Raw genomic sequence first — 19814 nt, 5'->3', positions numbered from 1 at the left:
TCTCTATTACCTTTCTATTCTTTGTTACATTTTAAAGATTTAATAAGTTCATCTTTAGCTTGATTTATAGTATATATATCATCAGAAACATTAAATCCTTTTCTTCTAAGCTCTCTCATTAAATAAGTTACTTGTGGTACTGCAAGTCCTATACTCTCTAATGTATCTATTTCCTTAAATACTTCTGAAGGCTTACCTTGCAAAGCTACAGTGCCTTTATTCATAACTATTATTCTCTCAGCAAGCTTTCCAACATCCTCCATGCTATGGCTTACTAATACTATCGTCATCTTATATTTATCATGTAGTAATTTTATTTGCCCTAATATATCGTCTCTTCCTTTTGGATCTAACCCTGCTGTTGGCTCATCTAAAATTAAAACCTTTGGTTCCATTGCTATTACTCCCGCAATAGCAACTCTTCGCTTTTGCCCACCACTTAAATCAAATGGCGACTTATCCTTATAAACTTCATAATCTAAACCAACCATTTCCATTGATTTTTTTACTCTTTTAGTTATTTCTTCTTGATCTAATTTAAGATTTCTTGGTCCAAATTCAATATCCTTCTCTATAGTTTCTTCAAATAATTGATATTCTGGATACTGAAAGACCAAACCTACCTTCTTTCTAACATTAGATAAATTAACATTAGATGATGTGATATCCATATCATCAACTATTATTCTTCCAGAACTAGGCTTAAGTAGTCCATTCATATGCTGTATCAAAGTCGATTTACCTGAACCTGTATGACCTATTAGTGCAATAAACTCCCCTTCATTTATTTCTATGTTTACATTGTTTAATGCCACTTTTTCAAATGGGGATTTAGGCATATATATATGTGTTAAATTCTCTATCTTAATTGACATAACGCATTCACCATCTCATCTACATTTAAAATATTTGTATCTATATCTATACCACTCTTTTTAAGTTCATAGCATAACTCTGTAACTTGTGGCACATCTAATCCTATTTCCTTCATAGTTTCTACTTTAGAAAATACTTCTCTAGGAACTCCTTCTAGTATTACTTTTCCATTATCCATAACTAAAACTCTATCTGCTTGAGCTGCCTCATCCATATAATGAGTAATTAAAACTATTGTAATACCATACTTTTCATTTATTTCTTTTATATTTTTTATAACTTCTTTTCTACCTGATGGATCCAACATGGCAGTAGGTTCATCAAATATTATACAATCTGGTTGCATAGCTAAAATACCTGCTATTGCTATTCTTTGTTTTTGTCCTCCAGATAATAAATGTGGAGCATGACGTTTATATTCACTCATTCCAACCTTTTCTAAACTATCATCAACCCTTTTTCTTATCTCTGCAGGAGGTATTCCTAAATTTTCTGGACCAAATGCCACATCCTCTTCTACAATTGTTGCTACTAATTGGTTATCTGGATTTTGAAATACCATTCCAGCTTTCGCTCTTATATCCCATAAATTATTCACGTCTGAAGTGCTTAATCCATCAATAACAACAGTCCCCTCACTTGGAATTAGTAAAGCATTCATATGCTTAGCTATTGTTGATTTACCAGAACCATTATGCCCCAATATAACTAAAAACTCACCTTTTTTAACATCAAAATTAACTCCATTTACAGCATATCTTTCTTCTCCACCTTCTTGTAGAGTGTATTTAAAAGAGACATTATTACATTTAATCATCGCTTCACTCATGTCTAAACCCCCTTATGCATTATTTAAATATAGCTTAGTATTCTCAGTAGCACTTTAACTATTTAAATTATATATTAATACTTATGTATTATTTATATTGATATTAAAAATATAATTTTGCAAGCAAAGATTTTATTTATTACCATTCTTTTCAAAACTAATGTATATACACTTTTTATAAACTTATTATATTCTATTTTCTTTAAAATACAATAATATTAGTATTATTTTCACATATATAAACTTAGATTTTTTAGTTATCTAAGTTTATATATGTGAAAATGGGGACTAAGTATAAACTTAATCCCCTTATCATATTATACTAATTCAAGTATAACAACTTCTGCTCCGTCCCCTCTTCTAGGGCCTTTTTTGTACATTCTAGTGTATCCACCGTTTCTTTCTGCGTACTTTGGAGCTACATTATCAAATAGGTTTTGAACTACTTCTTCTTCAAGAACATATGATAAAACTTGTCTTCTAGCGTGAAGATCACCTCTTTTTGCTAAAGTAATCATCTTTTCAGCTAATTTTCTTGTTTCCTTTGCTCTTGTTTCAGTTGTTTCAATTTTGCCATGCTTTAAGAAACTTGTAACTAGGCTTCTTAACATAGCTCTTCTTTGGTCTGTAGCAAGACCTAACTTACGATAACCTGCCATGTGGATTTTACCTCCTTACTCATCGTTTAGTCGTAATCCTAAGCCTAATTCCTTAAGCTTTCTTTCGACTTCCTCTAAAGACTTCTTTCCTAGATTTCTTACTTTCATCATATCATCCATTGATTTTCCAGCAAGTTCTTGAACTGTATTTATACCAGCTCTTTTTAAGCAGTTATATGATCTAACTGATAAATCTAGCTCTTCTACAGTCATCTCTAGTACTTTTTCTTTCTTGTCTTCTTCTTTTTCTATCATAATTTCTACGTCATTAGTGCTATCACCTAAAGACATAAATAATTTAAAGTGTTCTATAAGGATTTTCGCTGATAAGCTTATAGCTTCATCAATCTTTATAGTTCCATTAGTCCAGATTTCTAAAGTTAACTTATCATAATCAGTAATTTGACCTACTCTAGTGTTTTCTACTGTAAAGTTAACTCTTTTAACTGGTGTATATATTGAATCAACAGCGATTGCTGATATTGGAAGTTCATCACTCTTATTTTTATTTTGAGTAACATATCCTCTACCTCTATTAACTGTTAATTCCATATATAACTTTCCATTATCGTCTAATGTTGCAATGTGTAGGTCTTTGCTTACAACTTCAACGTCTCCATCAGTTTTTATATCTGCACCTGTAACTACTCCAGGTCCTTGTGCATCTATGTAGATAGTCTTAGGACCTTCACCATTCATTGTTAGTGCTAATGATTTAATGTTTAAGATTATTTCTGTAACATCTTCTTTAACACCTTGCACAGTTGAAAATTCATGAAGTACTCCATCGATTTTAACTGATGTAGGAGCAACACCTGGAAGTGATGATAATAATATTCTTCTTAGTGCATTACCAAGCGTAATACCATATCCTCTTTCTAGTGGTTCAACTACATACTTACCGTAAGTACCGTCTTCATTTGCTTCTATACATTCTATTATTGGCTTTTCTATTTCTAACATGTACAAACCCTCCTTATATTTTAAATGGCAATCTTATTCTGAGGGCAACTGATTTCATATTTGCTATTAAGTATATATCTTAACAGTACAAATAATAACCTATTACTTGCTGTATAACTCAACAATAAGAGTTTCGTTAACTGGAACGTCTATATCTTCTCTTGTTGGTTCAGCAATTACTTTACCTTCATAGTTATCAACATTAGCTTCTAACCACTTTGGTAATGTCTTTGGATTTTCAACAAAAGTCTTGAATTTTTCAGTTCCTCTGCTCTTTTCACAAACTGTGATTACATCATTAACAGAAACCTTGAATGAAGGAATATCTACCTTCTTGCCATTTACTAAGAAATGACCATGAGTAACTAATTGTCTTGCTTCGTTTCTTGAAGCACCATATCCTAGTCTATAAACAACATTGTCTAATCTCATTTCTAATAACATAAGTAGGTTTTCACCAGTGATTCCTCTCATGTGATCAGCTTTTTCATAATAAGTTCTGAATTGTCCTTCAAGAACTCCGTATATTCTTCTAGCTTTTTGCTTTTCTCTTAATTGTACTCCGTAGTTAGACATTTTCTTCTTAGCTGCTCCGTGTTGTCCTGGTGCATAGCTTCTTCTAACAAAAGCACATTTATCTGTATAACATCTATCCCCTTTAAGGAATAATTTCATACCTTCTCTTCTACATAATCTACATGTAGCTCCAGTATATCTTGCCATTAATTACACCTCCTATATGAATACTAGACTCTTCTTCTCTTTGGTGGTCTACATCCGTTGTGTGGAATTGGAGTAACATCTTTTATAAGTGTTACTTCTAATCCTGCTGCTTGTAGGGATCTTATAGCTGCTTCTCTACCAGCACCTGGTCCCTTTACGTATACTTCTATACTTTTTAATCCGTGTTCCATAGCTGCTTTAGCTGCTGTTTCAGCTGCCATTTGTGCTGCAAATGGAGTGCTCTTTCTTGATCCTCTGAAACCTAGAGCTCCTGCACTTGACCATGATAAAGCATTTCCTGCCGCATCAGTTAAAGTAACTATTGAGTTATTGAAAGTTGACTTGATGTGTGCAGCACCATGCTCAACATTCTTTCTTTCTTTTCTTCTTCTAGTCTTTTTGACTTTTTGAGCTGCCATCGAATTCCCTCCTCACTACTTCTTCTTATTTGCGATAGTCTTCTTTGGACCTTTTCTTGTTCTTGCGTTAGTTTTAGTCTTTTGACCTCTAACTGGAAGACCTTTTCTATGTCTTATTCCTCTATAACATCCAACTTCTACTAGTCTCTTGATGTTTAAAGCAACTTCTCTTCTTAAGTCACCTTCTATAGTTAAAGTTTTTACATATTCTCTAATTGCTGTAACTTCTTCTTCTGTAAGATCCTTAACTCTAGTGTCTGGATTAACTCCAGTAGCAGCTAGAATCTTGTGTGAAGTAGAAAGTCCTATTCCGTATATATATGTTAGACCTATTTCAACTCTTTTTTCTCTTGGTAGGTCTACGCCTGATATTCTTGCCATTAAACTTACACCTCCTGATACTTGAAATGCACATAAGTTATTTATATGTTTATATAATAAAATTCTAGGTCGATAGAGCTTTTATCCTATCGTCAGCCGTACCTAAAACTTATTTACTTAATTTAAAATGCCTATATAATCATATTTGACTTTTACATAAAAGTCAATAAATTTTATATAGTAAAATAATACTTTTTTTGCCTAATACCTAATTATATTAGCCTTGCTTTTGCTTGTGCTTAGGATTTTCACAGATTACCATTACTCTTCCTTTTCTTCTTATAATCTTGCACTTTTCGCAAATAGGCTTAACTGATGGTCTTACTTTCATCGCTAACCCTCCTTGTAATACTTCATGATAGTAATTCTACTACCTTTATTTAGCTCTCCATGTAATTCTACCTCTAGTTAAATCATATGGAGAAAGTTCTATTGTAACTTTATCTCCTGGTAGAATTCTTATGAAGTTCATTCTTAATTTACCTGATATATGTGCTAGAATCTTATGTCCGCTTTCTAGTTCTACTTGGAACATAGCATTTGGTAAAGATTCTAATACCGTACCTTGCATTTCTATAACGTCATCTTTTGACATAAGGTAATCAACCCTCCTTAACAATGCCTTTAAGCTTTAGAAATCTCTTGATTTTTAAATCAGTACCTCTATCTTTAGATATTATTGATGCTTTAATCTCATCATTTACATCTCCTAAAACAGTAAAATGTTTTAGCTTTTTTTTCTTAGGCATCTGAACTGTTTTAGTACTTCCATTACTCAGAAGCACATAAGCCTCACTTATTTGTTCAATAATCACATATAAATGATTTTTATCTCTTCCTGCTTGTGAAAGAATTACTTTCCCAATTAAGTCATTGTTTTGCAAACTTTTCACCTCGATGATTACCTTAGCCATAAATCTACAAGCCACCTTTTGGTATCATGCGAATTTATAACTAAGCAACACTTATTTAATTAGTGTTAATATTTCGGGTCCATCTGGTAAAATTACAACAGTATTTTCGTAGTGTGCAGATAGACTTTTATCACTAGTTACTACAGTCCAATCATCCTTTAAAGTTTTCACTTTATATGTTCCTATATTAACCATAGGTTCAATTGCTAGAGTCATTCCTGCCACTAGTTTTGGACCTCTTCCTGGTCTACCGAAGTTCGGTACCTCAGGATCTTCGTGTACAACTCTACCTATACCGTGTCCTACGAAATCTCTTACTACCGAAAAGCCATTTGACTCTACGTAGTTTTGTATTTCATGTGATATATCAGTTAGTCTGTTGTTGACTTTTGCATGTTCAATACCTTTAAAGAAAGACTCTTCTGTTACTTTTATTAACTTCTTAGCTTCTTCTGAGACATTCCCTACTGCAAATGTTCTAGCAGCATCTCCATGAAAACCATTGAGTTCTGCTCCACAATCTACACTAATAATATCTCCATCTTTTAATACATACCCTCCTGGGATCCCATGAACTACTTGCTCGTTAACAGATATACATAGTGAAGCAGGAAAACCATATAGCCCTTTAAATGAAGGCTTTGCTCCATGCTTAGTTATAAATTCTTCTGCTATCTTGTCTAATTCAGCAGTAGTTATTCCTGGTCTTACTTTTTCTTCAACCAATAGTAATGTTTCAGCTACTATTTTACCTGCTGCTCTCATTAGGTCTATTTCATTGTGGTTTTTAATGATGATCATTATTTGCCACTCCCTAAGATATCACAGATACCTTCGAATACTTCGTTAATAGCTTTTGTACCATCTACAATTGAAAGTAAGTTTCTTTCTTTGTAAAAATCAATCAGTGGTTGTGTTTGTCTCTCATACACATCTAATCTTTCTGATACAGTTTCCTCTGAATCATCTTTTCTTTGGATTATATCACTACCACAAACATCACATTTTCCTGCAATAGTTGGTGGATTAAACTTTATATGATAACTAGCTCCACATGATGGACAAACTCTTCTGCCTGTCATTCTTTCTAAAATGAATTCCATTGGTACTTCTATTAATAATGCAGTATCAATATTTTCATTTCTTTCTATTAAAAATTGTTGAAGGGCTTCTGCTTGTGCAACTGTCCTTGGAAAACCATCCAAAAGATATCCGCCCTTACAATCTTCATCTTGTAGTCTATTTTTTACCATATTAATAGTAATTTCATCTGGTACTAACTGACCTTTATCGATGTGCTTTTTAGCTTCTACTCCTAATGGAGTGTTTTCAGAAATGTTCTTTCTGAATATATCTCCAGTAGAAATATGTGGTATAGAGTATCTATTACTAATTGATTTTGCCTGTGTTCCCTTTCCTGCTCCAGGAGGACCTAATAATACTATCTTCACCGGCATCATCTCCAATATAAATCTATTTTAAGAATCCTTGGTAATGTCTCATTACTAGTTGTGAATCAAGTTGTCTTGAGAAATCCAAAGCAACTCCAACAACAATTAATAATGATGTACCTCCAAATTGAATTCCTTCTAAAGAAGTATTTGAAATTAAAATTGGTAATACTGCAAGTAATGCTGCAAATATTCCACCTATTAAAGATACTTTTGTAAGTACTTTTTCAAAATACTTTTCTGTTGCTTCGCCTGGTCTAATTCCTGGTACAAATCCTGCTGACTTGTGCAGATTTTCTGCCATTTCATCAGGCTTAAATGTAATTTGTGTGTAGAACCAAGTAAAAAATATAGTTAATATTGAATAACAAACTGGATACATCCAAGTTTTTTCATTAAATATACTATATTTACTAGATACTATCCACGTTGCCCAGTCACGTCCTTGGAAGAACATAGCGATAGTTTTTGGAAACATCATAACTGACATAGCAAAGATTATTGCTATTACAGCAGATCCAATTATGCTAAGTGGAATATGAGTAGATTGCCCTCTCATAACCTTACTTCCAACAGCCTTTCCTGCATATTGAACAGGTACTCTTCTTTCTGCTAGTGAGAAGAATATTGTTGCTCCAAGCAATGCTAATGCAAACACTATAAATAGTGCAATTTCTACTATAGTAATTTTACCAGTATCCTTTAATGTAAATAATGACATTAAAGTCATAGGTAATTGGGATATTATATTAACAAAAATTAATATGGAAACACCATTTCCAAATCCCTTAACTGTTATTTGGTCACCTAACCACATACAGAATGTTGATCCAGTAACTAATGCTACTAGTACAACTATCATTTCTGATGTTGTTATCCCTGCTGTAGCTCCTGTTGATGCAATCATTTGATAAGCACCAAACGCTAATACTATTCCTATTACAATTGAAAGTATTCTTGTGATCTTTTGAATCTTCTTTCTACCTTCTTCACCTTCTTTAGAAAGTTGTTCTAAAGATGGAATTGCTATTGTAAGCAATTGAATAATAATCGAAGCATTAATATAAGGTGTAACACTTAATGCAAATATACTAAATCTGCTTAAAGCTCCACCTGATAATAAATCATAAAAACCAAGTAAAGTGCCACTTCCAGTTAATTCTTTTAAATGTGATGTGCTAATCCCAGGAATAGGAATATGTATTCCAATCCTGAAAATTGCAACTAAAAATATTGTCCATAGAAATTTTTTCTTTAACTCGGGAACCTTCCAGGCATTACGTAGGGTTGATAGCATACTAAATCACCTCAACTTTTCCTCCAGCTGCTTCTATCTTTTCAGCCGCTGATTTGGAGAATTTACATCCTTTAACAGTTAGGCTCTTTTCTATTGTACCATTTCCTAAAATTTTAACTCCGTCCATTACTTTACTTACTACTCTTCTTTCAAGTAAAACTTCTGGAGTAACTTCAGTTCCGTTTTCAAAAATGTTTAATCTATCAACGTTAATGCTAACATATTTCTTAGCAAATATATTTGTGAATCCTCTCTTAGGAAGTCTTCTGTATAGTGGCATTTGACCTCCTTCAAATCCTGGTCTTACTCCACCGCCTGATCTAGCGTTTTGGCCTTTTTCACCTTTTCCGGCGTTTCTACCTAAACCTGAACCAGTACCTCTACCAACTCTCTTAGGAGCTTTCTTACTTCCTGCTGCTGGTTTTAATTCATGAAGTTTCATTACTAAATGCACCTCCTCTGTATTAAACTTCTTCTACTTTTAGTAGATAGTCAACTTTATTGATCATTCCTCTGATTTGAGGAGTTTCTTCATGTTCTACTGTCTTACCGATTTTTTTAAGTCCAAGGGCATGTGCAGTAGCAATATGGTCTTTCTTTCTTCCAATTAAGCTCTTTACTAAAGTAACTTTAATCTTTGCCATTGCTGTTCCCTCCTAACCTAAAATTTCTTCAACAGTTTTGCCTCTTAATTTAGCTATATCTTCAGCTGTTCTTAAGTTTGCTAATCCGTTGATTGTTGCATTTACCATATTTTTAGGATTGTTTGAACCTAATGACTTAGCTCTAACATCCTTTAATCCTGCTAATTCTAATACAGATCTTGCTGGACCTCCAGCTATAACTCCTGTACCTTCTTTAGCTGGCATTATAAGAACTTTACCAGTTCCAAATTTACCATATATTTCATGAGGAACTGTGTTTTCAACTATCGCAACACTTACTAAGTGCTTCTTAGCGTCTTCAATTCCTTTTTTGATTGCTTCAGGGATTTCTATTGACTTACCCATTCCCACGCCTACGTGTCCGTTTTCGTCACCTACAACTACTAAAGCGCTGAATCTGAAGTTTCTACCACCCTTAACAACCTTAGTTACTCTGTTTATATAAACAACCTTTTCTTTAAGGTCTAGTGTGCTAGGATCGACTCTCATGTGTTTCCCTCCTTGTTTATTAGAATTTTAAACCTGCTTCTCTTGCAGCTTCAGCTAATGTTTGAACTCTTCCGTGATAAACGTATCCACCTCTGTCAAATACTACTTCTGAGATTCCTTTTTCTAAAGCTTTCTTAGCAACTAATTCTCCTACAAGCTTAGCTGCCTCTTTATTTCCGCCTGCCTTTACAGCAAAATCTTTGTCTAAGCTTGAAGCTGAAACTAAAGTTACTGCATTAACATCATCTATTATTTGAGCATATATATTTTTTTCACTTCTATATACTGAAAGTCTTGGTCTCTCAGGAGTACCAGAAATTTTCTTACGTACTCTAAGGTGACGTCTTTCTCTACTAGCTTTTCTGTCTACCTTCTTGAACATAAAAGGCTCACTCCTTTCTATTATTTCTTACCAGTTTTACCTTCTTTACGTCTGATAACTTCGTTATCGTACTTAATTCCCTTACCCTTATATGGTTCAGGTTTTCTCCATGATCTTATATCAGCCGCAGCAGCTCCAACCTTTTCCTTGTCGATACCCTTAACTACAACTTTTGTTGCAGCTGGAGTTTCGAAAGTAACACCTTCGATTGGTTCTATTTCAACTGGATGTGAATATCCTAAGTTCATTACAAGTTTCTTACCTTGTAATTGAGCTCTATAACCAACACCTATTAATTCTAAAGATTTTTCAAATCCTTTTTCAACTCCGATTATCATGTTGTTGATTAATGCTCTAGTTAATCCATGAAGAGCTCTGTGCTCTTTTTGATCGCTAGGTCTAGTAACAACAACTTGGTTGTCTTCAACTGCTATATTCATGTCTTTGTTCATAGCTTTAACAAGTTCGCCCTTTGGACCTTTAACTGTAACAACATTTTCTGCTGAAACAGTTACAGTTACGCCTGCAGGTATAGCTATAGGTAATCTACCTACTCTTGACATAATCGCACCTCCTGTTTTACTTGTTCGTGTATATATGTTAATCTTAGTTACTTTCTAATTAAAGAACTACCAAACGTAGCAAACTACTTCTCCGCCTAATCCAGCTTTTCTAGCTTCTCTATCAACTAATAAACCTTTAGAAGTTGATATTATAGCGATTCCTAGTCCATTAAGAACCTTTGGTGTTTCATCCTTCTTACAGTAAACTCTTAATCCTGGTTTTGATATTCTCTTTATACCAGTTATAACTCTTTCTTTATTTGCACCATACTTAAGAGATATTCTTAACATTGGAACTACTCCATCGTTGTATTCCTCTATTTCTTTTATATATCCCTCTTGTAATAATATATTCGTAACAGCCTTCTTCATGTTTGATGAAGGTACTTCTACAACTTCATGTCTTACAGCATTTGCATTTCTTATACGTGTTAGCAAATCTGCGATAGGATCTGTCATAACCATTTAATGTGCCTCCTTTCACTATATAGGTTTTACCAACTTGCTTTCTTACAACCAGGGATTTGACCCTTGTAAGCAAGTTCTCTAAAGCATATACGGCAAATACCAAATTTTTTTAGTACTGAATGTGGTCTTCCACATATTCTGCATCTTGTATAAGCTCTTGTTGAGTATTTTGGTTCTCTTTTCCACTTTTCAATAATAGCCTTACGTGCCACGGTTTTCCCTCCTTATTATTGAGCAAATGGCATTCCAAGGAATCTTAATAATTCTCTTGCTTCTTCGTCTGTATTTGCTGATGTAACGAAGATAATATCCATTCCTCTAACCTTATCGATTTTATCGTATTCAATTTCTGGGAATATTAATTGCTCTTTAACTCCTAATGAGTAGTTTCCTCTACCATCGAAAGCCTTTGATGAAACTCCTCTAAAATCTCTAACTCTTGGAAGAGCAATTGACATTAATTTATCAGCAAATTCATACATCTTTGCCTTTCTTAATGTAACCTTACATCCTAAAGCCATATTTTCTCTAATCTTAAAGTTAGCAACTGATTTCTTTGCTCTTGTTAAGATTGGCTTTTGACCTGCAATAATAGTTAAATCATTAACTGCTGCTTCTAATATTTTTTGATTGTCCTTAGCTTCTCCTACTCCCATGTTGATGACAATTTTCTCAAGCTTTGGAACTTCCATGATGTTTTTATATCCGAACTTTTCTATCATAGCTTGCACTACTTCTTTTTCGTACTTCTCTTGAAGTCTTGTTGTCATAATTAGTACCTCCTTTCAGATTCTAGAATGTTTCTCCACACTTCTTACAAACTCTAACTTTAGTACCATCTTCTAAGATTTTGTTACTAATTCTTGTAGCGTTTTTACATTTAGTGCAGTATAACATAACTTTTGAGCTGTATATAGCTCCTTCTTTTTCAATTATACCACCTTGAGCGTTAGCTCTGTTTGGTTTTTGGTGCTTTTTAACTATATTAACTCCTTGAACGATAACCTTACCTGTTTTAGGACTTACTTTTAAAACTTCACCTGTTTTCCCTTTATCTTTACCTGAAATAACTACAACTGTGTCATTCTTTCTAACATGTACCTTCAAATGAGCCACCTCCTCTATTATAGAACTTCAGGTGCTAATGATAATATTTTGTTAAATTCTTTATCTCTTAGCTCCCTAGCAACTGGTCCGAAGATACGAGTTCCTCTTGGTTGCTTATCATCTTTTATAATAACAGCTGCATTTTCATCAAACTTAATGTATGAACCATCAGCTCTTCTTAATCCTCTAACTGATCTAACTATAACAGCTTTTACAACGTCGCCTTTTTTAACAACTCCGCCTGGTGTTGCACTTTTAACGCTAGCAACTATTATATCTCCAATGTTACCGAACTTTCTTTTTGATCCGCCTAAAACTCTGATACACATAATTTCTTTAGCACCTGAGTTATCTGCTACCTTTAGTAAGGTTTGTTGTTGTATCATTGAATTACCCTCCTTTCAGTCTTAAAGCCTATTTAGCTTTTTCAACTATTTCAACAAGTCTCCATCTCTTATCCTTAGATAATGGTCTAGTCTCCATAATTAAAACTCTATCATTAATTTTAGCTTCATTGTTTTCATCATGAGCTTTAAACTTTGTTGTTCTATTAACAGTCTTGCCATATAATGGGTGTCTTACCTTAGTCTCAACAGCAACAACAATAGTTTTTTCCATTTTATCTGAAACAACTCTACCTATTTTTTTCTTTCTTAATCCTCTTTCCATTAAGAGTTACCTCCTTTCAGATTTACTGCTCGTATGCCCTGATCTCTTCTTCTCTTAAGATGGTTTTGATTTGGGCTATAGATTTCTTTACTTCTCTTATTCTCATAGGATTTTCTAATTGTCCTGTAGCTAATTGGAATCTTAAGTTGAATAATTCAGCTTTAAGGTCATTTAGCTTAACCTTTAAATCTTGAGGATTATTTTCTCTTAATTCTTTTAATTCTCTAGCCTTCATTATTCTTCACCACCCATTTCCTCAAAATCTCTTCTTGTAACGAACTTACACTTTACAGGAAGCTTGTGTGATGCAAGTCTCATAGCTTCTCTTGCAACTTCTTCATTAACTCCTGATAATTCGAATAACACTCTACCAGGCTTAACTACTGCTACCCAATATTCTGGTGAACCTTTACCTGAACCCATTCTTGTTTCAGCTGGCTTTTCAGTTACTGGCTTATCTGGGAAAATCTTTATCCAAAGTTTTCCTCCTCTTCTAATATATCTGTTTATAGCAATTCTGGCAGATTCTATTTGATTACTAGTAATCCATCCACAAGTAGTAGCTTGAATACCATAATCTCCGTATGCAAGGAAATTACCTCTTGTAGCTTTTCCTTTCATTCTACCACGTTGTACCTTACGATGCTTAACTCTTTTAGGCATTAACATGATTAATTCCTCCTTTCTTACGCGTTAACTTCTTCCTTCTTTTCAACTTTTTTAGTTGGAAGAACTTCTCCATTATAAACCCAAACTTTTACTCCGATTTTTCCGTAAGTTGTATCTGCTTCTGCAAATCCATAATCTATGTCAGCTCTTAAAGTTTGTAGTGGAATTGTTCCTTCGTGATATTGTTCAGTTCTTGCTATTTCAGCTCCACCTAATCTACCTGAGCAAGCAGTTTTAACACCCTTAGCTCCAAGTCTCATACCTCTTTGGATGCTTTGCTTCATAGCTCTTCTGAATGATACTCTCTTTTCTAATTGTGCAGCTATATTTTCTGCCATTAATTGAGCATTTGCGTCTGCATTTCTAACTTCAACTATGTTAATTAGTATATTTTTGTTACTAACTATTTTAGCTAATTTAACTTTTAATGCTTCTATTCCAGATCCACCTTTTCCGATGATAACACCAGGTTTAGCAGTGTGTATATTTAACTTTATTCTCTTAGCAGCTCTTTCGATTTCAATTTTTGAAATACCAGCTGAGTAAAGATCTTTCTTTACGAATTCTCTGATTTTGTTATCTTCTATTAGATTGTCTGCAAAGTTCTTCTTTGAAGCATACCATTTAGCATCCCAATCTTTGATAACACCTACTCTAAGTCCGTGAGGATGTACTTTTTGACCCACTTGTTTTCCCTCCTTTTTTCTAAGCTCTTTCTTTAACTACAAGTGTTATATGACTTGTTTTCTTGTTGATTCTAAATGCTCTACCTTGAGCGTGAGGTCTAAATCTCTTTAATGTTGGACCTTGACCTACGAATGCATCAGCAACGTATAATCTTTCTACGTCCATTTCATGATTATTTTCTGCATTTGCAACAGCTGATTTTAAAACCTTGTTTATAACTACTGCTGCATCTTTTGGAGTATATTGTAATATAGCGAAAGCCTCTTGAATATTCTTTCCTCTTATTAAATCAAGAACTACTCCTACTTTCATTGGAGACATTCTCACATATTTAGCTATAGCTCTAGCTTCCATTTATGTTCCTCCTTTCCGGGATTACTTTCTTTTTCTTGACGCTTTTTCGTCATAATCGTGTCCTCTATAAGTTCTTGTTAAAGCGAACTCACCAAGTTTTTGTCCAACCATATCTTCAGTTATGAAAACAGGTACATGCTTTCTTCCGTCGTGAACAGCGATTGTATGACCAATCATTTGTGGAAAGATAGTTGAACTTCTTGACCAAGTCTTAACAACCTTCTTTTCTCCACTAGCATTCATTTCTTCGATTTTCTTTAAAAGTCCTTCGTGTACGAAAGGTCCTTTCTTTGTTGATCTACTCACTATAATTTGCCTCCCTTCATAATCTCTAGGTTGACAAGCCATGAAGAGAACTAGAGATTCTCTTCATACTACTTATCGTTTCTTCTCTTTATTATGAATCTATCTGAATACTTCTTATTCTTTCTAGTCTTGTATCCAAGTGCTGGTTTACCCCATGGAGTAACTGGACTTGGTCTACCGATTGGTGATCTACCTTCACCACCACCATGAGGGTGATCGCAAGGATTCATTACTGAACCTCTAACTGTAGGTCTCCATCCCATATGTCTCTTTCTACCAGCTTTACCTATGTTAATTATATCATTAGTAGTATTTGAAACTGTTCCAATTGTAGCTCTACACTCAATTCTTACATATCTCATTTCACCTGAAGGTAATCTTAATGTTGCATAATTTCCTTCTTTAGCCATTAATTGTGCAGTAGTTCCTGCTGATCTTACCATTTGAGCACCCTTACCTGCTTGTAACTCAATGTTATGAACAAAAGTACCAACTGGTATGTTTCTTAATGGAAGAGCATTTCCTGCTTTTATATCAGCTTCTGGTCCAGAAACAACAACATCTCCAACTTTTAATCCTACTGGAGCGATTATATATCTCTTTTCACCATCAGCATATACAACTAATGCAATGTATGCTGTTCTGTTTGGATCGTATTCTACACTAGCAACCTTTGCTGGGATACCATCCTTATTTCTTTTGAAATCTATTATTCTATATTTTCTCTTAGCTCCACCACCGTGGTGTCTAACAGTTATTTTACCTTGAGCATTTCTACCGCCACTTTTCTTTAAAGATACAAGAAGTGATTTTTCTGGTGAGCTAGTAGTTACTTCTTCAAAAGTAGCCATAGTCATTTCTCTTCTTGATGGTGTAGTCGGTCTAAACTTTTTAACTGCCATGTAAATTCCCTCCTTCTTTCAGCTTATCTGGTACTATGTACCAATAACTCGCTTTACTTTAAATTATTGCATTCCTTCAAAGAATTCAATATTCTTGCTATCTTCAGTTAATGTGATGATAGCTTTCTTAAAGTCAGCTCTTTTTCCTACATGTACGCCCATTCTCTTAGTTTTTCCCATAGTTCTTAATGTTTGAACATTTTCAACTTTAACGCCAAAAACTTCTTCAACAGCTCTTTTTATTTGAACCTTATTAGCGTTTATGTGAACTATGAAAGTGTACTTTTTCTCTGCCATAGCAGCCATACTTTTTTCAGTTATAACAGGCTTTCTTATGATATCATGGCTTGTCATTTTCATTATGCGTACACCTCCTCGATTTTTGATACAGCATCCTTAGTTATGATTAATTTTTGGAACTTTAATAAATCATAAACATTAATGTTGTTAACTGGCATTACTTCAACACCTGCAATGTTTCTTGCTGATTTGTAAACTGCTTCGTTTGATTCCGCAGTTACTATTAAAGTCTTCTTAGCTTCGAAAGCTTTTAAAACTTCAACCATGTTCTTAGTCTTAGGAGCTTCAAATGTTAAGTTTTCTAAAACTATCATTTCTCCTTCTTGTACCTTGCTAGTTAAAGCAGACTTCATAGCTACTCTTCTCATGCTCTTTGGTACTGACATTCTGTAATCTCTTGGTTTTGGTGCGAATACTATACCACCTTTGATCCATTGTGGTGCTCTAATAGAACCTTGTCTTGCTCTACCAGTTCCCTTTTGTCTCCAAGGCTTAATTCCGCCTCCTCTAACCTCAGCTCTAGTCTTAGCTGATTGAGTTCCTTGTCTCTTGTTAGCTAATAAAGCAACAACCATTTGGTGCATTGCATCTTGATTAACTTCAACTCCGAACACATTATCATTTAATTGGATATCTCCAACTTGTTTTCCTTCTTGATTAAATAATCCTACTGTAGGCATCCTGTTTCCTCCTTTCTACAGAATTAAGCTTTAACTGCGTTTCTTATTACTACTGTACCTTTGTTAGGTCCTGGGATACCACCCTTAATTAGTATTAAGTTCTTTTCAGCTATAACCTTAACTACTTCTAAGTTTATTACTGTTGTGTTAACAGCACCCATATGCCCTGGCATATTCTTGTTCTTGAAAGTTCTTGATGGATCTGATGAAGCTCCCATTGAACCAACTGCTCTGTGGAATTTAGAACCGTGAGTCATAGGTCCTCTATTAGCATTCCATCTCTTGATAACACCTTGGAATCCCTTACCTTTAGAAACTCCTGATACATCAATTTTTTCTCCTGCTGCAAATATGTCAGCTTTAAATTCTTGACCAACTTCATAAGTTGAACAATCTTCTAATCTGAATTCTTTTAATCTTCTCTTTAAAGATACACCCGCCTTAGCAAAATGTCCTTTCTTTGGCTTGTTAACAAGCTTTTCTCTAACATCTCCGAAACCTACTTGTATTGCTTCATAACCATCTTTTTCGATAGTCTTCTTTTGAACAACAACACATGGGCCAGCTTCTACTACTGTTACTGGAATAACTTTTCCATTTTCATCAAATATTTGAGTCATTCCTATTTTCTTTCCTAATATAGCCTTTTTCATGTATTTACACCTCCTAAACGTATTAGCGGATTGAATAACAATCATAACCGTTCAAACTGTTTATTTAATAATAGCTATTATAGCTTAATTTCGATATCAACACCAGCTGGTAAGTTTAATCTCATTAAAGCATCAACTGTTTTAGGTGATGGATTAACTATATCGATTAATCTCTTGTGTGTTCTGATTTCGAATTGTTCTCTTGAATCTTTATATTTGTGAACAGCTCTTAATATAGTAACAACATCTTTCTCAGTTGGTAGTGGTACTGGACCTGCAACTTTAGCTCCTGTTGACTTTGCTGTTTCAACGATCTTTTCAGCTGATTGATCTAATATTGTGTGATCAAAAGCCTTTAATCTGATTCTTATTTTTTGTTTTGACATCTTGGTTTCCCTCCTTTTCATGTACGCTTTACTTCTAACGCACAACAGCGGTTGTTCTATAAACTGTTCCTGGTGTTTCCTATTAAAACACACAAAGAATTACAAAACCCCTGTCGTTGGATTCTAGATCCTAACATACTCATCAAGAATTAACCCGGAAGTCCGGCAACCTCTTGACTCATCGCTGTTCGCTATACAACTTCTTCATTATACTATCTTTACATAGTATTTTCAAGACTTTTTTAGCCTTTTTTCATTTTTTTTCAAATTAATTTTTTCATTAATTTTAAATCACATTTTTCTCAGTAATTATATTTTATTAGGCTTTTATATTTTTATCAACATATTTTTTATTGTAATATTTGGATTATAACATTTCTACTTAATATTATACCTAAATTTCAGATAACTTAATCATTCTTTTTTATAATAAAAAAGTGGCTTTCGCCACGCTCCCTTCGGGAATTTAATTTTAAGTACCTTAAGAAGCATAGAACCGATATCTGTTCTATGCTATATTTTTCCTATTAATTAATACTTTATTCCATATACTCCAGTATACTCTTTAGGCCTCATTACTCCTCCGCACTTTTCACATGAAAAGCATGGTGGTTCATCAACATTGCTTTGATCCATTTCATCAAAATATTCAACTACTTCTTTAGGAATATTTTCTTTAGCTCCGCAAATAGTACAAATATATAATATTTCCTCTGTTTTCATCTTACTTCCTCCAACTAAGTTGTTTTCGGAATTATTTTACCACTTAATATACGTTTAGTAATAGCATAATTTTCTATAGCCTTTTCTAATTTTTCTTCATTCTCTTCTATAATCTTAATTCTCAGCCGTTCCCTCATGGACCCATATTTAGGATATACAATATCATGAAATCTCATTTTATTACCACAGTTAGGACATTTACACGGATTTACACCACTTATTGCCAGTATTCTATTCTCCCAAGTTGCTATAGATCTTCTTATACTTAATATCTTTTCATCTATCATTTTTATAAAATTAAATTTTCCTTTGCTTCTTCTAGAATAAATTCCAAAGTATCTTATCATTTTAAAATTTTTCTCTGGAATATGTCTTATTATTCTTTTTATGAACTCATATACATGTACAGTTTCAACTATGACCTTATTATCTTCATGTCTAGTATATTTATAAGTCACATTTTCACCATCATATTTAAGAATCCTTGATTCCGCTATCGCAGGACGTCCCACATATCTCCCTACATATTTTGCTGCTGTCTTCGCTGATTTTATCTCAGTTTTAGCATGAACATAAAAACCTTTATCTTTCTCTTTATATAGTTTATTTTTTAGTAATTTAATTTCTTTTGTATTTCCATTTATATAAGTTATTTCATCTAACAAAACCTTTTGCCATCTTTTTCTTAATGATTCATAAGATATGTGCCTTATATGCCTCCATTCTGTTATATTTCCTCTCCCTCCTTCTGTAACCATCATATGTACATGAGGATTCCACTTTAAATCTCTTCCAAATGTATGTATTACAGTTACTATACCTGGTGTGAATTCCTCCTTTCTATTTAAACTATGCATCCAACTCGTAACAGCTCTCGCTGCGCACTTCGGCAATATCTTAAGTCTTTGTCTATCCAGTCCAAAGAATTCTCTTAATTCTTTTGGTATAGTAAAAACTATATGTCTATGCCTAACATTTATTAAATTTCCCAACATATTATCAATCCAATTATCCGTATAAATCTTTCCACATGAAGTACAAAATCTACTTTTACATGTAAATCCGATTCTCTTTGTAGTATTACAATTATTACACTTCAATTCAATAAATCCATACTTTGTATCTTTACACTTTAAAACTTTTTCTACTTCCTTTTTAACATTAGGTCTAATCTTATTTTTATATAACTTTTCAAACTCTTTCCAATGGTCTTCTAATATTCTTTTTATCTTACCTTTTTTCATCTGTTAAACCTCTAATTTATAATTAATTAATCTAACATATTTGAAGGCTAAAAGC

Annotated in this window: 36 protein-coding genes; all 36 read right to left on the bottom strand. The window is 33.6% G+C overall.

The features are described from left to right. Positions 1 to 14: 14 nt before the first annotated feature. The 36 genes from CP523_RS09155 to CP523_RS08980 all read right to left on the bottom strand — a co-directional run bounded on the left by CP523_RS09155 (position 15) and on the right by CP523_RS08980 (position 19759). Positions 15 to 875, bottom strand: a complete 861-nt coding sequence (locus CP523_RS09155) for an energy-coupling factor transporter ATPase (protein WP_066678393.1) — start codon at positions 873 to 875, stop codon at positions 15 to 17. After that, a complete protein-coding gene (locus CP523_RS09150) occupies positions 860 to 1705 on the bottom strand; it encodes an energy-coupling factor transporter ATPase (RefSeq protein WP_066678390.1) in 846 nt (281 codons plus the stop codon). Before CP523_RS09150 ends, CP523_RS09155 begins: the two co-directional genes overlap by 16 nt. A gap of 317 nt (positions 1706 to 2022) precedes the next feature. Beyond that, a complete protein-coding gene (gene rplQ, locus CP523_RS09145) occupies positions 2023 to 2364 on the bottom strand; it encodes a 50S ribosomal protein L17 (protein WP_066678383.1) in 342 nt (113 codons plus the stop codon). A 15-nt stretch (positions 2365 to 2379) separates the two neighbouring features. After that, the gene (locus CP523_RS09140; RefSeq protein WP_021876965.1) at positions 2380 to 3327 is read right to left on the bottom strand and encodes a DNA-directed RNA polymerase subunit alpha; all 948 of its coding nucleotides are present in this window, start codon (positions 3325 to 3327) and stop codon (positions 2380 to 2382) included. Between the two features lie 102 nt (positions 3328 to 3429). Further along, complete coding sequence (gene rpsD / locus CP523_RS09135) at positions 3430 to 4050, bottom strand: 30S ribosomal protein S4 (RefSeq protein ID WP_066678382.1); 621 nt, start codon at positions 4048 to 4050, stop codon at positions 3430 to 3432. Between the two features lie 23 nt (positions 4051 to 4073). Then, positions 4074 to 4469, bottom strand: coding sequence for a 30S ribosomal protein S11 (gene rpsK, locus CP523_RS09130; protein ID WP_021876963.1), 396 nt, complete (start codon positions 4467 to 4469; stop codon positions 4074 to 4076). Positions 4470 to 4484: 15 nt separating this feature from the next. After that, positions 4485 to 4850, bottom strand: a complete 366-nt coding sequence (gene rpsM / locus CP523_RS09125; protein ID WP_066678380.1) for a 30S ribosomal protein S13 — start codon at positions 4848 to 4850, stop codon at positions 4485 to 4487. Positions 4851 to 5067: 217 nt separating this feature from the next. Beyond that, positions 5068 to 5181, bottom strand: coding sequence for a 50S ribosomal protein L36 (gene rpmJ, locus CP523_RS09120; RefSeq protein WP_003448032.1), 114 nt, complete (start codon positions 5179 to 5181; stop codon positions 5068 to 5070). 45 nt (positions 5182 to 5226) lie between these two features. Next, positions 5227 to 5445 (bottom strand): translation initiation factor IF-1, encoded by a 219-nt coding sequence (gene infA, locus CP523_RS09115; protein ID WP_008681165.1) that lies wholly within the window; start codon positions 5443 to 5445, stop codon positions 5227 to 5229. A gap of 7 nt (positions 5446 to 5452) precedes the next feature. Further along, entirely contained in the window at positions 5453 to 5764 is a 312-nt protein-coding gene (locus tag CP523_RS09110; protein ID WP_083089611.1) for a KOW domain-containing RNA-binding protein, read from the bottom strand. A gap of 51 nt (positions 5765 to 5815) precedes the next feature. Next, positions 5816 to 6565: a type I methionyl aminopeptidase gene (gene map, locus CP523_RS09105; protein ID WP_066678378.1), complete on the bottom strand. Its 750-nt coding sequence runs from the start codon at positions 6563 to 6565 to the stop codon at positions 5816 to 5818. Further along, on the bottom strand, positions 6565 to 7215 hold the full coding sequence (locus CP523_RS09100) for an adenylate kinase (RefSeq protein WP_066678373.1): 651 nt from the start codon (positions 7213 to 7215) through the stop codon (positions 6565 to 6567). The genes map and CP523_RS09100 overlap by 1 nt, the downstream gene beginning before the upstream one ends. Positions 7216 to 7237: 22 nt before the next feature. Beyond that, entirely contained in the window at positions 7238 to 8512 is a 1275-nt protein-coding gene (gene secY / locus CP523_RS09095) for a preprotein translocase subunit SecY (protein WP_066678372.1), read from the bottom strand. Between the two features lies 1 nt (position 8513). Then, positions 8514 to 8954, bottom strand: a complete 441-nt coding sequence (gene rplO / locus CP523_RS09090; protein ID WP_066678371.1) for a 50S ribosomal protein L15 — start codon at positions 8952 to 8954, stop codon at positions 8514 to 8516. A 22-nt stretch (positions 8955 to 8976) separates the two neighbouring features. Further along, on the bottom strand, positions 8977 to 9156 hold the full coding sequence (gene rpmD, locus CP523_RS09085; RefSeq protein ID WP_008681171.1) for a 50S ribosomal protein L30: 180 nt from the start codon (positions 9154 to 9156) through the stop codon (positions 8977 to 8979). 12 nt (positions 9157 to 9168) lie between these two features. After that, positions 9169 to 9666: a 30S ribosomal protein S5 gene (rpsE, locus tag CP523_RS09080; RefSeq protein ID WP_066678370.1), complete on the bottom strand. Its 498-nt coding sequence runs from the start codon at positions 9664 to 9666 to the stop codon at positions 9169 to 9171. 19 nt (positions 9667 to 9685) lie between these two features. Beyond that, positions 9686 to 10048, bottom strand: coding sequence for a 50S ribosomal protein L18 (gene rplR / locus CP523_RS09075; protein WP_066678367.1), 363 nt, complete (start codon positions 10046 to 10048; stop codon positions 9686 to 9688). Between the two features lie 20 nt (positions 10049 to 10068). Then, positions 10069 to 10611 carry a 50S ribosomal protein L6 gene (rplF, locus tag CP523_RS09070; protein WP_021876954.1) on the bottom strand — a complete coding sequence of 181 codons (543 nt, stop codon included), beginning with the start codon at positions 10609 to 10611 and terminating at the stop codon, positions 10069 to 10071. Between the two features lie 66 nt (positions 10612 to 10677). Then, on the bottom strand, positions 10678 to 11076 hold the full coding sequence (gene rpsH, locus CP523_RS09065) for a 30S ribosomal protein S8 (RefSeq protein ID WP_066678365.1): 399 nt from the start codon (positions 11074 to 11076) through the stop codon (positions 10678 to 10680). Positions 11077 to 11105: 29 nt separating this feature from the next. Continuing rightward, the gene (locus tag CP523_RS09060; RefSeq protein WP_021876952.1) at positions 11106 to 11291 is read right to left on the bottom strand and encodes a type Z 30S ribosomal protein S14; all 186 of its coding nucleotides are present in this window, start codon (positions 11289 to 11291) and stop codon (positions 11106 to 11108) included. Between the two features lie 15 nt (positions 11292 to 11306). Next, positions 11307 to 11849, bottom strand: a complete 543-nt coding sequence (gene rplE, locus CP523_RS09055) for a 50S ribosomal protein L5 (RefSeq protein WP_066678363.1) — start codon at positions 11847 to 11849, stop codon at positions 11307 to 11309. A gap of 22 nt (positions 11850 to 11871) precedes the next feature. Continuing rightward, positions 11872 to 12186: a 50S ribosomal protein L24 gene (gene rplX / locus CP523_RS09050; RefSeq protein ID WP_021876950.1), complete on the bottom strand. Its 315-nt coding sequence runs from the start codon at positions 12184 to 12186 to the stop codon at positions 11872 to 11874. Positions 12187 to 12203: 17 nt separating this feature from the next. Continuing rightward, positions 12204 to 12572 (bottom strand): 50S ribosomal protein L14, encoded by a 369-nt coding sequence (gene rplN, locus CP523_RS09045; protein ID WP_021876949.1) that lies wholly within the window; start codon positions 12570 to 12572, stop codon positions 12204 to 12206. Between the two features lie 28 nt (positions 12573 to 12600). Then, a complete protein-coding gene (gene rpsQ, locus CP523_RS09040) occupies positions 12601 to 12855 on the bottom strand; it encodes a 30S ribosomal protein S17 (RefSeq protein WP_021876948.1) in 255 nt (84 codons plus the stop codon). A gap of 22 nt (positions 12856 to 12877) precedes the next feature. Next, entirely contained in the window at positions 12878 to 13090 is a 213-nt protein-coding gene (gene rpmC / locus CP523_RS09035; RefSeq protein ID WP_066678361.1) for a 50S ribosomal protein L29, read from the bottom strand. Continuing rightward, a complete protein-coding gene (rplP, locus tag CP523_RS09030; protein ID WP_066678360.1) occupies positions 13090 to 13524 on the bottom strand; it encodes a 50S ribosomal protein L16 in 435 nt (144 codons plus the stop codon). The genes rpmC and rplP overlap by 1 nt, the downstream gene beginning before the upstream one ends. Before the next feature lie 17 nt (positions 13525 to 13541). Continuing rightward, positions 13542 to 14210 carry a 30S ribosomal protein S3 gene (rpsC, locus tag CP523_RS09025; RefSeq protein ID WP_066678358.1) on the bottom strand — a complete coding sequence of 223 codons (669 nt, stop codon included), beginning with the start codon at positions 14208 to 14210 and terminating at the stop codon, positions 13542 to 13544. Between the two features lie 19 nt (positions 14211 to 14229). Then, positions 14230 to 14565 carry a 50S ribosomal protein L22 gene (rplV, locus tag CP523_RS09020; RefSeq protein ID WP_066678356.1) on the bottom strand — a complete coding sequence of 112 codons (336 nt, stop codon included), beginning with the start codon at positions 14563 to 14565 and terminating at the stop codon, positions 14230 to 14232. Between the two features lie 21 nt (positions 14566 to 14586). After that, positions 14587 to 14871, bottom strand: coding sequence for a 30S ribosomal protein S19 (rpsS, locus tag CP523_RS09015; protein WP_021876943.1), 285 nt, complete (start codon positions 14869 to 14871; stop codon positions 14587 to 14589). 68 nt (positions 14872 to 14939) lie between these two features. Further along, positions 14940 to 15773 (bottom strand): 50S ribosomal protein L2, encoded by an 834-nt coding sequence (rplB, locus tag CP523_RS09010; protein ID WP_120140793.1) that lies wholly within the window; start codon positions 15771 to 15773, stop codon positions 14940 to 14942. A gap of 63 nt (positions 15774 to 15836) precedes the next feature. Further along, the gene (gene rplW, locus CP523_RS09005; RefSeq protein ID WP_066678354.1) at positions 15837 to 16133 is read right to left on the bottom strand and encodes a 50S ribosomal protein L23; all 297 of its coding nucleotides are present in this window, start codon (positions 16131 to 16133) and stop codon (positions 15837 to 15839) included. Beyond that, positions 16133 to 16753 (bottom strand): 50S ribosomal protein L4, encoded by a 621-nt coding sequence (gene rplD / locus CP523_RS09000; protein WP_066678352.1) that lies wholly within the window; start codon positions 16751 to 16753, stop codon positions 16133 to 16135. The genes rplW and rplD overlap by 1 nt, the downstream gene beginning before the upstream one ends. 23 nt (positions 16754 to 16776) lie before the next feature. Then, the gene (gene rplC, locus CP523_RS08995) at positions 16777 to 17406 is read right to left on the bottom strand and encodes a 50S ribosomal protein L3 (RefSeq protein WP_066678351.1); all 630 of its coding nucleotides are present in this window, start codon (positions 17404 to 17406) and stop codon (positions 16777 to 16779) included. Between the two features lie 77 nt (positions 17407 to 17483). Further along, a complete protein-coding gene (rpsJ, locus tag CP523_RS08990; protein WP_021876938.1) occupies positions 17484 to 17792 on the bottom strand; it encodes a 30S ribosomal protein S10 in 309 nt (102 codons plus the stop codon). Between the two features lie 531 nt (positions 17793 to 18323). Further along, positions 18324 to 18515 carry a hypothetical protein gene (locus tag CP523_RS08985; protein WP_066677279.1) on the bottom strand — a complete coding sequence of 64 codons (192 nt, stop codon included), beginning with the start codon at positions 18513 to 18515 and terminating at the stop codon, positions 18324 to 18326. A gap of 14 nt (positions 18516 to 18529) precedes the next feature. Continuing rightward, complete coding sequence (locus tag CP523_RS08980) at positions 18530 to 19759, bottom strand: IS91 family transposase (protein WP_120140379.1); 1230 nt, start codon at positions 19757 to 19759, stop codon at positions 18530 to 18532. Between the last annotated feature and the right edge of the window lie 55 nt (positions 19760 to 19814).

The organism is Clostridium septicum, assembly GCF_003606265.1.
GTDB classification, from domain to species: Bacteria; Bacillota; Clostridia; order Clostridiales; family Clostridiaceae; genus Clostridium; species Clostridium septicum.
The sequence above is the reverse complement of the archived record's forward strand: the minus strand, read 5'-3'. Positions and strand labels throughout refer to the sequence as shown.

Coding starts and splice junctions, on each gene's coding strand:
- CP523_RS09155 (WP_066678393.1), bottom strand. CDS start 875: ATGTCAATTAAGATAGAGAATTTAACACATATATATATGCCTAAATCC.
- CP523_RS09150 (WP_066678390.1), bottom strand. CDS start 1,705: ATGAGTGAAGCGATGATTAAATGTAATAATGTCTCTTTTAAATACACT.
- rplQ (WP_066678383.1), bottom strand. CDS start 2,364: ATGGCAGGTTATCGTAAGTTAGGTCTTGCTACAGACCAAAGAAGAGCT.
- CP523_RS09140 (WP_021876965.1), bottom strand. CDS start 3,327: ATGTTAGAAATAGAAAAGCCAATAATAGAATGTATAGAAGCAAATGAA.
- rpsD (WP_066678382.1), bottom strand. CDS start 4,050: ATGGCAAGATATACTGGAGCTACATGTAGATTATGTAGAAGAGAAGGT.
- rpsK (WP_021876963.1), bottom strand. CDS start 4,469: ATGGCAGCTCAAAAAGTCAAAAAGACTAGAAGAAGAAAAGAAAGAAAG.
- rpsM (WP_066678380.1), bottom strand. CDS start 4,850: ATGGCAAGAATATCAGGCGTAGACCTACCAAGAGAAAAAAGAGTTGAA.
- rpmJ (WP_003448032.1), bottom strand. CDS start 5,181: ATGAAAGTAAGACCATCAGTTAAGCCTATTTGCGAAAAGTGCAAGATT.
- infA (WP_008681165.1), bottom strand. CDS start 5,445: ATGTCAAAAGATGACGTTATAGAAATGCAAGGTACGGTATTAGAATCT.
- CP523_RS09110 (WP_083089611.1), bottom strand. CDS start 5,764: ATGGCTAAGGTAATCATCGAGGTGAAAAGTTTGCAAAACAATGACTTA.
- map (WP_066678378.1), bottom strand. CDS start 6,565: ATGATCATCATTAAAAACCACAATGAAATAGACCTAATGAGAGCAGCA.
- secY (WP_066678372.1), bottom strand. CDS start 8,512: ATGCTATCAACCCTACGTAATGCCTGGAAGGTTCCCGAGTTAAAGAAA.
- rplO (WP_066678371.1), bottom strand. CDS start 8,954: ATGAAACTTCATGAATTAAAACCAGCAGCAGGAAGTAAGAAAGCTCCT.
- rpmD (WP_008681171.1), bottom strand. CDS start 9,156: ATGGCAAAGATTAAAGTTACTTTAGTAAAGAGCTTAATTGGAAGAAAG.
- rpsE (WP_066678370.1), bottom strand. CDS start 9,666: ATGAGAGTCGATCCTAGCACACTAGACCTTAAAGAAAAGGTTGTTTAT.
- rplR (WP_066678367.1), bottom strand. CDS start 10,048: ATGTTCAAGAAGGTAGACAGAAAAGCTAGTAGAGAAAGACGTCACCTT.
- rplF (WP_021876954.1), bottom strand. CDS start 10,611: ATGTCAAGAGTAGGTAGATTACCTATAGCTATACCTGCAGGCGTAACT.
- rpsH (WP_066678365.1), bottom strand. CDS start 11,076: ATGGTTATGACAGATCCTATCGCAGATTTGCTAACACGTATAAGAAAT.
- rplE (WP_066678363.1), bottom strand. CDS start 11,849: ATGACAACAAGACTTCAAGAGAAGTACGAAAAAGAAGTAGTGCAAGCT.
- rplN (WP_021876949.1), bottom strand. CDS start 12,572: ATGATACAACAACAAACCTTACTAAAGGTAGCAGATAACTCAGGTGCT.
- rpsQ (WP_021876948.1), bottom strand. CDS start 12,855: ATGGAAAGAGGATTAAGAAAGAAAAAAATAGGTAGAGTTGTTTCAGAT.
- rpmC (WP_066678361.1), bottom strand. CDS start 13,090: ATGAAGGCTAGAGAATTAAAAGAATTAAGAGAAAATAATCCTCAAGAT.
- rplP (WP_066678360.1), bottom strand. CDS start 13,524: ATGTTAATGCCTAAAAGAGTTAAGCATCGTAAGGTACAACGTGGTAGA.
- rplV (WP_066678356.1), bottom strand. CDS start 14,565: ATGGAAGCTAGAGCTATAGCTAAATATGTGAGAATGTCTCCAATGAAA.
- rplB (WP_120140793.1), bottom strand. CDS start 15,773: ATGGCAGTTAAAAAGTTTAGACCGACTACACCATCAAGAAGAGAAATG.
- rplW (WP_066678354.1), bottom strand. CDS start 16,133: ATGAAAATGACAAGCCATGATATCATAAGAAAGCCTGTTATAACTGAA.
- rplD (WP_066678352.1), bottom strand. CDS start 16,753: ATGCCTACAGTAGGATTATTTAATCAAGAAGGAAAACAAGTTGGAGAT.
- rplC (WP_066678351.1), bottom strand. CDS start 17,406: ATGAAAAAGGCTATATTAGGAAAGAAAATAGGAATGACTCAAATATTT.
- rpsJ (WP_021876938.1), bottom strand. CDS start 17,792: ATGTCAAAACAAAAAATAAGAATCAGATTAAAGGCTTTTGATCACACA.
- CP523_RS08985 (WP_066677279.1), bottom strand. CDS start 18,515: ATGAAAACAGAGGAAATATTATATATTTGTACTATTTGCGGAGCTAAA.
- CP523_RS08980 (WP_120140379.1), bottom strand. CDS start 19,759: ATGAAAAAAGGTAAGATAAAAAGAATATTAGAAGACCATTGGAAAGAG.